Origin of the sequence: Metallosphaera tengchongensis (assembly GCF_013343295.1) — an archaeon.
In the GTDB taxonomy this organism is placed as follows: domain Archaea; phylum Thermoproteota; class Thermoprotei_A; order Sulfolobales; family Sulfolobaceae; genus Metallosphaera; species Metallosphaera tengchongensis.
Window position 1 is genome coordinate 325,014 of record NZ_CP049074.1, and the last position, 12,059, is coordinate 337,072.

Annotated in this window: 17 protein-coding genes and 1 tRNA gene; 1 reads left to right on the plus strand and 17 read right to left on the minus strand. The window is 41.7% G+C overall.

What is annotated here, in order from left to right:
- Positions 1–167: 167 nt before the first annotated feature.
- The 17 genes from GWK48_RS01640 to GWK48_RS01720 all read right to left on the minus strand — a co-directional run bounded on the left by GWK48_RS01640 (position 168) and on the right by GWK48_RS01720 (position 10,800).
- Positions 168–256, minus strand: a tRNA-Arg gene (locus GWK48_RS01640).
- Between the two features lie 217 nt (positions 257–473).
- Positions 474–1,100: a DUF434 domain-containing protein gene (locus GWK48_RS01645; protein ID WP_174629006.1), complete on the minus strand. Its 627-nt coding sequence runs from the start codon at positions 1,098–1,100 to the stop codon at positions 474–476.
- Positions 1,060–3,774 carry an alanine--tRNA ligase gene (alaS, locus tag GWK48_RS01650; RefSeq protein ID WP_174632418.1) on the minus strand — a complete coding sequence of 905 codons (2,715 nt, stop codon included), beginning with the start codon at positions 3,772–3,774 and terminating at the stop codon, positions 1,060–1,062. Before alaS ends, GWK48_RS01645 begins: the two co-directional genes overlap by 41 nt.
- Before the next feature lie 50 nt (positions 3,775–3,824).
- Entirely contained in the window at positions 3,825–4,133 is a 309-nt protein-coding gene (gene rpl12p / locus GWK48_RS01655; RefSeq protein WP_174629008.1) for a 50S ribosomal protein P1, read from the minus strand.
- Between the two features lie 43 nt (positions 4,134–4,176).
- Entirely contained in the window at positions 4,177–5,178 is a 1,002-nt protein-coding gene (locus tag GWK48_RS01660; RefSeq protein ID WP_174629010.1) for a 50S ribosomal protein L10, read from the minus strand.
- The gene (locus tag GWK48_RS01665) at positions 5,175–5,831 is read right to left on the minus strand and encodes a 50S ribosomal protein L1 (protein WP_174629012.1); all 657 of its coding nucleotides are present in this window, start codon (positions 5,829–5,831) and stop codon (positions 5,175–5,177) included. Before GWK48_RS01665 ends, GWK48_RS01660 begins: the two co-directional genes overlap by 4 nt.
- Positions 5,832–5,842: 11 nt before the next feature.
- Positions 5,843–6,349, minus strand: coding sequence for a 50S ribosomal protein L11 (locus GWK48_RS01670; protein WP_174629014.1), 507 nt, complete (start codon positions 6,347–6,349; stop codon positions 5,843–5,845).
- Positions 6,350–6,359: 10 nt separating this feature from the next.
- Positions 6,360–6,821: a transcription elongation factor Spt5 gene (locus GWK48_RS01675; RefSeq protein WP_174629015.1), complete on the minus strand. Its 462-nt coding sequence runs from the start codon at positions 6,819–6,821 to the stop codon at positions 6,360–6,362.
- A 13-nt stretch (positions 6,822–6,834) separates the two neighbouring features.
- On the minus strand, positions 6,835–7,014 hold the full coding sequence (locus GWK48_RS01680; RefSeq protein WP_174629017.1) for a preprotein translocase subunit SecE: 180 nt from the start codon (positions 7,012–7,014) through the stop codon (positions 6,835–6,837).
- Between the two features lie 31 nt (positions 7,015–7,045).
- Positions 7,046–7,921 carry a signal recognition particle-docking protein FtsY gene (gene ftsY / locus GWK48_RS01685; protein WP_246263961.1) on the minus strand — a complete coding sequence of 292 codons (876 nt, stop codon included), beginning with the start codon at positions 7,919–7,921 and terminating at the stop codon, positions 7,046–7,048.
- A 248-nt stretch (positions 7,922–8,169) separates the two neighbouring features.
- Positions 8,170–8,619 carry a prefoldin subunit alpha gene (pfdA, locus tag GWK48_RS01690; RefSeq protein WP_246263962.1) on the minus strand — a complete coding sequence of 150 codons (450 nt, stop codon included), beginning with the start codon at positions 8,617–8,619 and terminating at the stop codon, positions 8,170–8,172.
- Positions 8,619–8,879, minus strand: coding sequence for a 50S ribosomal protein L18Ae (rpl18a, locus tag GWK48_RS01695; protein ID WP_174629022.1), 261 nt, complete (start codon positions 8,877–8,879; stop codon positions 8,619–8,621). Before rpl18a ends, pfdA begins: the two co-directional genes overlap by 1 nt.
- A gap of 1 nt (position 8,880) precedes the next feature.
- Positions 8,881–9,552 carry a translation initiation factor IF-6 gene (locus tag GWK48_RS01700; RefSeq protein ID WP_174629023.1) on the minus strand — a complete coding sequence of 224 codons (672 nt, stop codon included), beginning with the start codon at positions 9,550–9,552 and terminating at the stop codon, positions 8,881–8,883.
- Positions 9,549–9,815, minus strand: a complete 267-nt coding sequence (locus tag GWK48_RS01705) for a 50S ribosomal protein L31e (protein WP_174629025.1) — start codon at positions 9,813–9,815, stop codon at positions 9,549–9,551. Before GWK48_RS01705 ends, GWK48_RS01700 begins: the two co-directional genes overlap by 4 nt.
- 2 nt (positions 9,816–9,817) lie before the next feature.
- A complete protein-coding gene (locus GWK48_RS01710) occupies positions 9,818–9,973 on the minus strand; it encodes a 50S ribosomal protein L39e (RefSeq protein WP_174629027.1) in 156 nt (51 codons plus the stop codon).
- Complete coding sequence (locus GWK48_RS01715; RefSeq protein ID WP_174629030.1) at positions 9,970–10,323, minus strand: DNA-binding protein; 354 nt, start codon at positions 10,321–10,323, stop codon at positions 9,970–9,972. The genes GWK48_RS01710 and GWK48_RS01715 overlap by 4 nt, the downstream gene beginning before the upstream one ends.
- Positions 10,324–10,329: 6 nt before the next feature.
- A complete protein-coding gene (locus GWK48_RS01720; protein WP_174629032.1) occupies positions 10,330–10,800 on the minus strand; it encodes a 30S ribosomal protein S19e in 471 nt (156 codons plus the stop codon).
- A 59-nt stretch (positions 10,801–10,859) separates the two neighbouring features.
- On the opposite strand from GWK48_RS01720, the gene GWK48_RS01725 reads away from it, so the two are divergent.
- Positions 10,860–12,038: a nicotinate phosphoribosyltransferase gene (locus tag GWK48_RS01725; protein WP_174629034.1), complete on the plus strand. Its 1,179-nt coding sequence runs from the start codon at positions 10,860–10,862 to the stop codon at positions 12,036–12,038.
- Positions 12,039–12,059 lie beyond the last annotated feature (21 nt).

Consider the following 12,059-nt stretch of genomic DNA (forward strand, 5'->3'; position numbering starts at 1 on the left):
TGCGTAAACTTGACGTTACAAGGTTATCTTTTTATGCATACGTGATACCTTAGGAAATAATTATACAAGTAATTGACTTATTAGTTACTCATTCTCTAGCTTTAAAACCAAAGATTAGTCAGAGACCACAATTCGTATAAAGATTGTAAGAGATGATCAGAATGTAGCGGACCCGGGGGGATTCGGACCCCCGACCCTCGGCTCTGCTCCGCCTCGTTAGGAGGCCGGCGCTCTATCCTGGCTGAGCTACGGGTCCACAAGAACCTCTATTATATCAACTATTTAAAGAATTTTCGGACGTTAGATCTCTAGCCTCCTTACTCGTTTGTCGCTAACACTCACTTTATACTACACGATTTTACTCTGACCTCCTCCCCGCCCTAAAGGGCGAGACTTGTCCTTCCTTTGTCACCTGGACATCCTAATCAAACTACAAACAGAGTAGTTGTTATTACGTCATTAAAACTAGCTCTTTAAAAATATAAATCGAAAGGAAATCTAATTGGTTCCACCTCTTTCAGAAGAAAAATCCCCATAACGTCGAATACCTTCTTAGCTTTAGTTAAAATAACGAAATCGTTGCTAGCTGCGGTTCCAGAGAAGGTAATTATTTCCTTATCGGCTTTATTCACGACTTTTACGTTTATATTATTTTCTCGTAACCTCGATCCTATTTCACCACTCCTACTTATTTGGGAATCAAGCACGATCCAATAATCTAATCTAAATGAAATTAAATATTCTGCTAAGAGATTTAGAATTGTTAGAATTCTAACGTCGTTTTTTCTCTTTCCTAAGCTTAGATCTCTAACAAATCCGTCATCACATAGATAGATTGGATCTCCTTCCAAGGCGTTTAGGAGTGTTAGGCCAATGTTGTAACCGTCAACTATTAAGGGCTCTTCCAGTCCAAATTTGTTTCCAATGCTTTCGACGTCCTTTTTACTATGAACGCATCTCAGGAGAAATAATCTTTCCTCCCTACTAAGACCATACCTAGAAACAACAATATCGAGGGAGGGCTTCCCACTGTACCCTCTATCCAAAAGGTACCTGTAATCAATAGCCGCCTCCCTTAATTCCCTTCTCCACGATATCAATTACATCATCCTTTCCTTTGCCCTCCAGCATAACTGAAGCAAAAGTCTTTTTCCCTCCTCCTTTAGCCCCAGCCTTTCTCAGCTCCTCAACGATTGTTGAAACGTCAATGTTATTACTGGTCGCGACATCCACCTGAACCCTGCTGTCGATCCTTTTCAATTGTATAACGACCGTATTACTGTTTACAGTCAATTTCTTCATTAATTCTTTTTCTAGTTCCTCGTCTCCAAAGAAGGGCAGAACTATAAGCTGAATACCATCTATCTCTCTAACCTCTACTGATCTTTCTATGTTATCTAAGATGTATTTCCTATAAGCGTTCAGAATGTCTTCCATCTCTCTCCTCTCATTCATCATCTTCTCTACCCTAGCGTCTAACTGTTGCACAGAAGTCTTCAGTTTAGTGGCTATTAGCTCAAGCTTGTTCTCAAGATCCCTGGCGTAGTTGGCAGCGACGTCAGCTGCCACGTACTCTAACCTGATTATTCCATCTTGTATTTTTTCCACATTAATAATCTTTATTCCACCTATTTCAGCCGTGTTTGAGACATGTGTACCCCCACAACTTTCAATGTCCCAGTCCTTTATTTCCAATAACCTTATTGTGGACCTGTTTGGAACTCCTCCCTCATATATGGACACACCATACTTCATTTCAGCCTCCGTCCTGTTTATTTCAAATGGTCTTACTGATCTCCTATCATCAATAATCATGTTAGCTAAGTCCTCGATCTTTTTGACCTCTTCTTTGGAAAGGGCCTTATGATGAGTAATGTCTAACCTTGCCTTCTCGGGAGTCTTCTCAGCCCCGGCCTGCCATACATGATCCCCCAGTACCTTCTTAGCTGCAGCTAAAATCACATGGGTACCAGTATGATGCCTCATAAGTCTAAAACGTCTTATCCAGTCTATTTCTCCATGAACTTTGGTTCCAGGCTCAGCTTTAATTTCTCTCTCTAAGATATGTACAACTACGTCATTCACTTTCTGCGTATCAGATACTTTAATTCTATCCCCGTTTATGGTAATCCAGCCCTGATCGCCCAGTTGTCCACCGCCCTCTGGATAGAACGTTGTTCTATCTAACACCAGATATTTCCCTAACGAAGCTACAACCTTTGCATCAAACTCTCTAGCGTACTGATCTTTATAGAATAACTTTTCGGTTTCTGGTAAATTTTTGATTTTTTCAACAGTATCTACTGGCATCTTAGAGATATCTCTATCTTTCTTCACCGGTGCGCTCTGATGACTTTTTGCTACAATGGAGTAAAAATTGTGCGGGATCTCCAGATGAACTCCTCTCTTATTCATCTCCTCCTGAAGCAGATCTGGAGGAATACCGTTGGAGTCGTAGAGCTGAATTAATTCGTTAATACCTACTTCTTTTCTCTTCTGCAGAGCGTTTGCTACGGATGGTATCTTGGTTAAAACTTCATTGAACTTCTCCTGCTCAGTATCCGACGCATCAACAATATAGTCCCTATTTCTGATGAGCTGTGGGAAATCCTTTCCCCAGAAATCTATCTGAAGCTTTATGAGTTCTGATAGCCTGACGTCAGCCCCTAAAATCTTAAGAGTTTTCATTGTCCTCCTTATCAACAGCCTTCCTAGGTAACCCTCACCGGCGCTTGATGGAACAAGTCCGTCGCCCAACATGAGAGCTATTGTTTTTGTGTGGTCTAACACCTGGAAGACCCTCGCTGCCCTGGTTAACTCCTCATTAACCTCTTTTACATTAATCCCTAAAACCTTGGCTACATGTTCTCTATGCTCTTGAACAGTTCTAGGTGCATCAGGGTCAATCTTTCCGGCAAATCTGGAGGACACTTTAAGAAGCTCATCACTGACCTTAGGTACGCCCAGAATATTGAAGAACCTATCTACCAGGTCTCCATATATTGCATGAAAGGCAGTAGGTGTCCTTTGAGTAAACCAGGCTAATCTTTCAATTCCATATCCTGTATCCACAATTTTAAGTTTCAAAGGAACATATTCGTTTCCTTTAATTTCATATTGCATAAACACTAACGTGGCAAGCTCTAGACCGCCCACTGTGACCTCAAATGAGGGACCGGCATTTCCTCCTCCTTCCCACCATGACTCCTTAAAGTTCAATAACTCCTCATCAATCTTCATTTCGTTCACGAAGAACTCCTTCGCATAGTTGACAGTCTCGTCTTTCCAATAGAGGAATTTGTCGGGATAATTGAAGGCGTGATGCCCTCCCATTTCGAACGTAGTTAGATGTCTGCCAAATGTGACTCCAACGTTGTCAACGTCATCCATTCTTATGCATGGCTGTGATATAACCAGAGGATTAGCAGGGGGCGGAGCGATCCCGCTGGTAATAAAGGGTTGGAAGTCTACTATACTTGCTATAGTTAAGTACAGGTCCTCTCTCCATCTAGCCAAAACTGGCTTAGGGGGTATAATCTCATGACCGTGTCTGTTGAAGAAATCGAGAAATCTTTTCCTAGCCTCGCTTACTGACCAGTTTAGATTCGCACCCTTCATTTCCAGAAAATAGTAGTCGGAACACGGAATATCCGAACAGTTCTCCCTAGTTGAGTCCTTTGACCAGAAGGGTGTATGGCATACGTTACATTCCCTTCTCTTATAACTATTGTCGAAAAAGATCTTCAACCTGTACTCTTCTTCGTTCCCTTTCATCATGAGTATAAAAATCTGCACAAGAATAAAACGTCTTCTAAAAAACTAATTTATCCGAAGAGGGAGGAGAGACCTCCGGCGATCTCCTCATCGCTGGGTCCTTTCTTCTCCTCTTCTTCTTTCTTCTCCTCTTTCTTGGACTCTTGAGCTGGAGCTGCAGCAGGGGCAGCAGCTACAGGCATTGCAGTTGCATTCTTAAGCACTTCGTCGATGTTCACTTCCTTAAGCGCTGCAACCACTGCCTTGACTCTTACCTCGTCTACATCAATCCCGGCTGCGGTGAGTATGTTCTTTACTGCTTCTTCTGTTATCTCCTTCTTACCCGCATGCAAAAGCAAACTTGCGTATATGTATTCCATTTCTAATCACCTATGAAGTGTATACCCACTTTAAAAAACTAATTTATCCGAAGAGGGAGGAGAGACCTCCGGCGATCTCCTCATCGCTGGGTCCTTTCTTCTCCTCTTCTTCTTTCTTCTCCTCTTTCTTGGACTCTTGAGCCTGCTCAGGTTGCTTAGGTACCTCTACTCCCAGGTCTACCTTTCCACTTATCGCAGAAAGCACTGCGTAGGCCTTAGAAACTGCCCTTGAGAGAACGGCACTAGCGGTGTCGGGAGTCAAGAACCCTGCCTCACCCGCCAAAGCTAAAGCCCTCATATGTGCCTTACTCAATGTTAACTTGAGCACCTCTGGAACAGGATACGCTATTTCGACACCTAAGAACAGAGAGTTCCTGAAGGCTTCATTAATCATTGAGCGGTAAGTATCTAGATTAATCTCCAGCTCTGATACCGGAATTAGTAAACCTTGATGATAAGCAGCCTTAAGTCTCAACTTGACATAAACTGGCATTATCCCTAACTTTTGGAGAATTGGGGCCGCTTCTGCGGGTATCGGATCTCCAGGTTTAGCAATTAGAGTGTCCTTAACCACATGAACCTTACCATCTTGAACCTTCGTCTGAACCTTGAGCTTGCCAAATGTGCTTAAAATTGGTCCTGCAGTCATTCCTGTATCTCCTGCAGGTATTACAACCTCCTCGTCGGCTTTATCTCCTGGCACTGGAAACCTCTTTAATTTAAATTTCGATAGAAATATAGATATTACAAATGGATTATCATTTGAAAATATAAATGCATTGCTACCTGTGATGTAGCCTTCAATTTTACTTAAATCTATACCAGCTCTCTTGGCTGCTATGGTGAACAGGGTATTTTTAGTTACTTTTATTTCAGCGATACCTCTTAACTTTTTCCTTATTTCATGAAGCTTATCTGTAGGAAATCCCTGAATGTCTGCAATCATGATAGTGCTAGAGTTCTTCAGTTTCTCCTCAAGTTCACTGACTTCATCTAATTTCCATCTGGGAATTTTCCTTTCTTCTACTATACTCATAAGGATCACTTCATCTTAATCTGGGCTGGTTTACCCATTGTTGTTTTCACGTATAAAGCTTTGATATATGTTGGTCCCTTAATCTTAGGCTCTATTCCATTCAAAACTGCAAAGATGTTATCTACTAGATCGCCTACTGGTTGATCCTCAGTACCGATGAAAGTTTGAGTATGTGGCTGATCCTTGGTCTTTACTAATGTTGATCTCTTGTACCTAATGACATATTCTCCCACGTCCGCTGAAGATGGAAGAGGAGTAGGGAATTTACCTCTAGGACCTAAAGCTGGGCCTAGTATCCTTCCGGCTAAAGACATTGAGTCCTGGGCTATGAGAAACCACTGATTCTTACTAGCTAGTTTTTTAATAGATCTCTTAGCTCCTTGAAGTTTCTGTAACTCTTCCTTTGTTAAAAGGACGTTAGGTTCAGCTTTCCTCACAGACTCCAGTTGCTCAAGCGAGGGCACAACTAACACGTTCCTGGGCTTACTGGGGGGCTTGGGTAAAACAATGGGATCCCTTAACTTTATGTCGCCCCTCTTCATGTCCACGTCCTTAAAGGATATTATCAGCTCTACACTTTGAGTGAATTGCCTCTTCTGATTATACTCCTGACTAAGAGCTAATTTCACAGCTTCCTCTATTTTCTCTTTTCCCACTATCATAGTGACTTCACCTATACGTTACCCCACTTGGGTTCCATTTCTTTTATTTTATCATCGTATTTACCCTCTTCAACTTCCCTGACCAGAAGCTTTGGATCCTTATTATCAACTGTAAGCCCTATACTTTTCGCAGTACCTAGAATGGACTTCACTGCTCCCTTAAGCTCTATGGCAGTCAACGAAGGTTTCTTTGATATGGCAACCTCTATTACGTCATCCATCGAAATATTTCCGACCTTCTTATGTTCTGGGTCACCTGAGGGTTCGCTGGCACCAGCTTTCTTTAGGAGGAGGGAAGTAGTGGTCGGAACTCCAACAGAGATCTCATATTTTTTTGTGTCAGTATCAACGTCTAAAGTAACTGGAACGGTCATACCTTTAAACTGAGACGTAGCCTCGTTTATCTTCTTAACCACTTCTCCAACATTAAGTCCCAATTGGGACAAAGTTGGAGCGAGGGGAGGGCCTGGCTTTACGTTTCCCCCCTCTACCACTACTTTAACCGATTTTTTTGCCATCTATTTCACCTTAAGTTTTCTTTATTGGTTTTACCTGATCTACAGGTATTGTGACCTGTAGAGGAAAGGCTGATTCTAGTATATTTAAAACTACTTCTCCACGTTCAGCCTTGTACTCCATTACTTGAGCCTGCATTCCTCTAAATGGACCCGAAATCACCTCTACCATATCCCCTATCTTAATTGCTGGTCCTGTGGGCTTTCTAGATACAAATTTCACAATATCGTCCTTTGGAACAAGACCAGGTGCTACTCCCCTAACGTGTCTTATCCCGCTAGTTATGAACTTAACTATATGTGGACCAGTACTTTCAATAATAACGTAACCCTTCAGCGAAGGTAACACCACTATGGAATACACGTCCTCTATGTTGTTGGTTTTTATCCTTTCCTCTAACATTATGGCTACACTAACTTCCTGTCCTCCAGTGACTTTCACCGCGTAAAAGTTTCTTATTCTAGAAGCTTCCAATTTTTACATCCCCTTAACCTAATAGGATGGAAAATGCCAATTGAACGAGAAAAGCTAGTAGTCCTACGAATAAGAGGACTATCAGGGTAACCCTCAGGTTCAAGTAGAATGAACTTCTATCTGGCTTCTTTGATACGCTTATTATCCTTCTCCAATCTTCCCTGAGCTTCTTTATCCTGTCAACAAGACTCATGCCTATTAACTACAGGCGTAAAATTATTAATTTAACTGACCAGCCTATCAGCGAACCAGTCTGGATTAAACTTTATTAAACTATCATAGTCCTGCCCCATCCCAACGAATATTACAGGTTTACCTAACTTATATGCCAAAGAGAGTGCCACCCCACCCTTCGCGTCTGCATCGACTTTAGTTAAAATTACTGCGTCATATCCGATATTTTTTTCAAAATATTCAGCCTGGGCTAAAGCGTCGTTACCCGCCAATGAGTCCAAAACTAATATCTTCATGTTCGGTTTAGCTATCCTCACAACTCTCCTCAATTCTTCGGTTAAATCCTTATCAGTATGCATCCTCCCCGCAGTGTCTATGAGAACCACGTCGATGTTCCTGCTCTTTGCTGACTGTATAGCATCAAACGCCACTGATGCTGGATCACCCCCGTACTTTCCTCTCACTAACGGAACCTCTAATTTTGAGGCGTGATAGGCTAGTTGCTCCTGGGCCGCAGCCCTGAAAGTATCGGAAGCTGCTATGATTACAGATAAGCCGTTTTTCTTTAGCAAATAGGCGAACTTGGCTATGGTTGTGGTCTTGCCTACCCCATTAACTCCAAAAAACACAATAACGAATGGCTTTTTATCCTTACTTATTTGAAAAATATCTATGTTACTATAATTTTTAGACAGTATTTCTCTTAAAGATTTTTTTAGTGAATTTTTTACTAAATCCTCCAAATTCTCTTTTCTGGATATTTTTTTGCCTACCAACTCCTTCCTCAGATCGTCCAATATCTTGTCCGTTACTTCCAGCGAGACGTCGTCTTCAAGGAGCTCAACCCTAAGCTCTTCAATAAGGTCCAAGATGTCATCTTCCTTGATTTCTTTATATCTAAGAAAGCCTAATATACCTGGCTTTATTTCCTTACTTTCCGTCTCCTCTAGAGAACGTTGACCTTGAGACTTCTCTTGCTTTTCTTTAGTCTCTCCTTGTTCAACCGTGAAGTCTTGGGCTTTAGCCTCTGAAGGAACCTGACTTTGTTCTGAAGCTCTCTCTTCTGTTTCTCTCCTTACATTGAGCTGGTTTGCGTTGTCTCCTTCAGTTTCGACCTTTCTAGATAATTTTTCGGTAAAAGACGAAAAAGCTTTCTTCAACTTGTCGAAACAGCTTACTCACCTTGAGCTTGTTGAGCTTGTGCCCTGTTTAAAATTTCAGCGATTTGAGAGTACGCATTAACTACAGTATTCAATCTGTTAGTTATTTCCTGTAGGCTCTTGTTTAGCTGTTCCTCCCTATTGTCTAAAATTTTAGAAGCGTCCTCAGGGGGTATTTCTGCGTAATATCCTAGACCTAAGTTAACCAACACTTTATCTGAAGGAATTTCAGTAACTTTCAATATAACGAATCCTCTCCTATCTACGGAAAGGAGCATTTCTTTGTTCTGCGCCTTAAGAATATTCAATGCTTCCTTTGAGCTCTTCACAGCCCCTAAAGACTCGAGCACTTCATCCCTTAGCTTTTGTAATGCATCGATCTCCTTCTTTAGAGAGTCCGCTTGCACCAAAAGATCTTCGAGGCTAACTACCATTCTTCCCTGATTGGATTCAGCCATTTTCATCACAATATTATCCTATCTATCTCTGCGAGTTCTTTTATCTTTTTATTTTTGAGATGTGTAGGGTCTACTTCTTTTATCTCAACAAATTTAATGTTCTTCCTTTTAATTTTATTTTTACTACCGAACTCCGCGTAAACCCGCTCTTTAGCTTGGGCTTCGTTAATAGCCCTAACGTATTTTGTAAATTTCTGCCTTGTTGGAAACTCGCTCTCATTGAAGAGAGCCTCTCCGCGGATAATGAAAGTTTTGACTTCAGTCATCTCATTCACTAAAAGCTCTCTGGATTCTTAAAATCTCTGGCCCAGTAGTCGATGTTCCAACCAAGGCACCATAGCTGTTTGCTATCATGCCGCTTCTTATAAACGCACTCCCAAAGTTAATAGTTCCAACTTCTAAGTTGGTTTTAAAGAATGAACTCAAGAGTTTAAGCTCGTCCTCTCTTGCCTCAATATGCACTAAGCCGCCCTTGGTAGTCAATACTCCAACCGAACCCACCACTATCACCTGCGCTACTGTGCCTTTCTTGACCTCCTCTACCCCAAGAGCCTTTTTTATAGTGTTTGCCTCTGCGTCTGAAAATTCCGGATATAGTAAGGCGCTTCTATCATTGGTCAAAATTACGTTACCTAAAGCCGTAGCCCTAACGTCAACTATCTCTACGTTAATATCCTTAGCCGCCTCCTTTATGACCTTAATTTCGCTCTCCTTTGCTATTCTCGGAAGAAGAATGCTGTGGTTGTTTCCTGCTACAAATACTCCAATCAAATAACTGTCAGCTATAGAAGTTTCTATCAGTTCAGTTTTAAGGTTGTCCTGGATTATCTCCTTCGAACCTTTATCTAAGTTCTTAGGAATTATTGTATACTTATCATTAGTAAAAATGTAAACCCCTATATTATCAGTCCCAAAAACACTGAACCTCTGAATATTCATTCAGGCTTCACTGCTAATCTGACAAGAAAAGTTTTTTCGCCTATTTTTAAGACAACAACTCTTACTTTTCTAGCCAACTTATCCTTAGAGTTATTGGAAATGGCGCTTACTAATAACGGATCCAAGATTACTTTATTTGCACCGAAATGCCTCGCTACTTCTTCTTTAACCTCATTAATAGCCCTTTTGAACTTCATTGTCCTTTTAGAATTATGCGCGCTCCTCAGGTTTATTACGAGCTCAAAGTTATCTTTTTGTTTCATAATTACACCTTCAGATCATTCCTTCTCCAGTTCCTCTTCTTGGGATTGAATCTGAATTTTCCGTTGGTCTTCAGGATTACCCATGCTGGAACCGCCGAGTTCTCCTTTAACGCCCTAGCTAACCTTCTTTTAACTCCAGAAGGCTTACTTCTACTCATTTCCAGCCCCTCTCCCTAATTTGAATATTGAAATCCCTTTTGGTCTGACCTGCTATCTGTGCCAGAATCTGCTTTAATTCCTCATCAGATATAGGGATCCTTATTCTTCCACTCTGAGCTAAAGTAATTAGCTGATTTTCAATTGACTCCGCAAGTTCAGGTTTAATGAGCTTTACATTATTCAGCCTTTGTCTAGCTTCTTGGGTTAATATGCTACGGAGAAGCGCCTCCTTTCTAGCCTCCAACTCGGCCTTCTTTTGCCTCTCTTCAGCAGCTCTCCTACTTTCCGTCTGAGCCCTACGTCTTAACAACTCCTCTAGTTCCGGATCCGAGTAATTATCCTCCGACATAACAGATCACTCCAAATACTTCTTCAGAGATGACTTATTGTTTGCTAACTCTATAAAGATTTCGTGAGAAACTTTGTCTAATAGAGCCTTCCCCTTTGGGGTAAGCGTCCTGCCTCTCCTTATTCCTTTCGTCTTGGCAACCAGCCCTGCTTTCTCCAATTGCTGGAAGAGTAATCTCGTGGAATGACCAGGAGACCTAGCAGCAACGGGCGGCTTGGTTCCCCTTCTCTTCAGTCCACCGTAGACTCTTCTTGACTTAGATACTCCAAAAGGACCACTAACATACAACTTTCTCAATATCGATGCCGCTCTCATATACCACCAAATCTCAGGCTCATCGGGTATCCTCTCCTTAAATGAAGCAGTTTTAGTAATTAGTGACCACTCTGGAGGTTGAACTTCCTTAATGTTACTCTTAATGTATTCGGATAATCTTTTCACCAATGTTTCAGGCGGTACCATATTGGCTGTAATCATTCCGATTCGATATTAGGTCTCACCGAAAGTTTAAAAATTAACCTCATCAATATCATGCTGTGAGGTTATACATAGCTTCTTCCAAGGAAATAAAGGATGGAAAAATTACCGACATATATTTTGAAAGGACATCTAAAGCCCTGGAAAAGGCAGGAATAACGAACGTAAAGGTGAGGATGGAGTTTCACTCTTATGGACTTCCAAAGGAATACGAATGGGCAGTTTTCGCTGGATTAGAGGAGGCTCTGTACCTATTGGAAGGAAAGGATGTGAACGTATATGCGATGGAAGAGGGAACACTGTTTAAAGAAGTAGAGCCTGTTATCACAATAGAGGGCAACTACCTGGACTTTGGAGTATTGGAAACAGCTTTACTAGGAATCTTAAGACATTCTAGTAGTATTGCTACAAAAGCAGCAAGAATAAAGAGGTTGGCCTTTGATAAACAGGTTATATTCTTCGGTCTGAGATCTGTACATCCAGCAATAGCACCTATGACAGATAGATCTGCTTATATAGGTGGGATGGACGGTGTATCTGGTGCCTTCAGCGAGGAGTTATTGGGCGTAAAACCATCTGGAACCATGCCACATGCCCTAATGCTAGTGGTAGGGGATAACGTAGAGGCATGGAAGATATTCGATGCCGGAGTAGAACCAGATGTGCCTAGGATTGTCCTGGCTGACACGTTTGAGGACGAAAGGACTGAAGCAATTAAAGCTGCAAAACTTTTAGGAGAAAGATTAAGCGGAATTAGATTGGATACGCCTTCAAGTAGGAGAGGAAACTTCAGAAAGATTATACAAGAAGTTAGATGGACCCTAAACCTTCACGGGTTTCATAACGTGAAGATAATAGTTAGTGGTGGGTTGGACGAGCCTCAGATTTTAGAGCTAAGAGATTACGTAGATGGGTTTGGCGTAGGTACTAGTGTGGCTTTCCCTGAGAGTGTAGACTTTAGTGCGGACATTGTAGAGAAGTGGGTAAATAACCAATGGGTACCACTGACCAAAAGAGGAAAGTGGCCAGGCGCTAAGCAGGTCTTTCGTTGCAAAAGATTTGACGACGTTATTGTCCCTTGGGGGAAGCAAATGGAGGGATGTGAGCCCCTGCTTCACAAGTTTATGGAACACGGTAAACTGGTTAGGGATCTTCCTTCCCCACAAGAAATTAGAGAGAGAGTGATATCCCAACTTAAAGACTTGCCCAACGATGAGAAGCTAACCTCAGCAATGTAAGCCGTATACCCTGCTTCCCTT

Excerpts from the sequence above, each read along its gene's own strand:
- alaS (WP_174632418.1), bottom strand. The coding sequence starts at position 3,774 with ATGAAAGGGAACGAAGAAGAGTACAGGTTGAAGATCTTTTTCGACAAT.
- rpl12p (WP_174629008.1), bottom strand. The coding sequence starts at position 4,133 with ATGGAATACATATACGCAAGTTTGCTTTTGCATGCGGGTAAGAAGGAG.
- GWK48_RS01665 (WP_174629012.1), bottom strand. The coding sequence starts at position 5,831 with ATGATAGTGGGAAAAGAGAAAATAGAGGAAGCTGTGAAATTAGCTCTT.
- GWK48_RS01670 (WP_174629014.1), bottom strand. The coding sequence starts at position 6,349 with ATGGCAAAAAAATCGGTTAAAGTAGTGGTAGAGGGGGGAAACGTAAAG.
- GWK48_RS01680 (WP_174629017.1), bottom strand. The coding sequence starts at position 7,014 with ATGAGTCTTGTTGACAGGATAAAGAAGCTCAGGGAAGATTGGAGAAGG.
- pfdA (WP_246263962.1), bottom strand. The coding sequence starts at position 8,619 with ATGAAAATGGCTGAATCCAATCAGGGAAGAATGGTAGTTAGCCTCGAA.
- rpl18a (WP_174629022.1), bottom strand. The coding sequence starts at position 8,879 with ATGACTGAAGTCAAAACTTTCATTATCCGCGGAGAGGCTCTCTTCAAT.
- GWK48_RS01700 (WP_174629023.1), bottom strand. The coding sequence starts at position 9,552 with ATGAATATTCAGAGGTTCAGTGTTTTTGGGACTGATAATATAGGGGTT.
- GWK48_RS01705 (WP_174629025.1), bottom strand. The coding sequence starts at position 9,815 with ATGAAACAAAAAGATAACTTTGAGCTCGTAATAAACCTGAGGAGCGCG.
- GWK48_RS01710 (WP_174629027.1), bottom strand. The coding sequence starts at position 9,973 with ATGAGTAGAAGTAAGCCTTCTGGAGTTAAAAGAAGGTTAGCTAGGGCG.
- GWK48_RS01715 (WP_174629030.1), bottom strand. The coding sequence starts at position 10,323 with ATGTCGGAGGATAATTACTCGGATCCGGAACTAGAGGAGTTGTTAAGA.
- GWK48_RS01720 (WP_174629032.1), bottom strand. The coding sequence starts at position 10,800 with ATGATTACAGCCAATATGGTACCGCCTGAAACATTGGTGAAAAGATTA.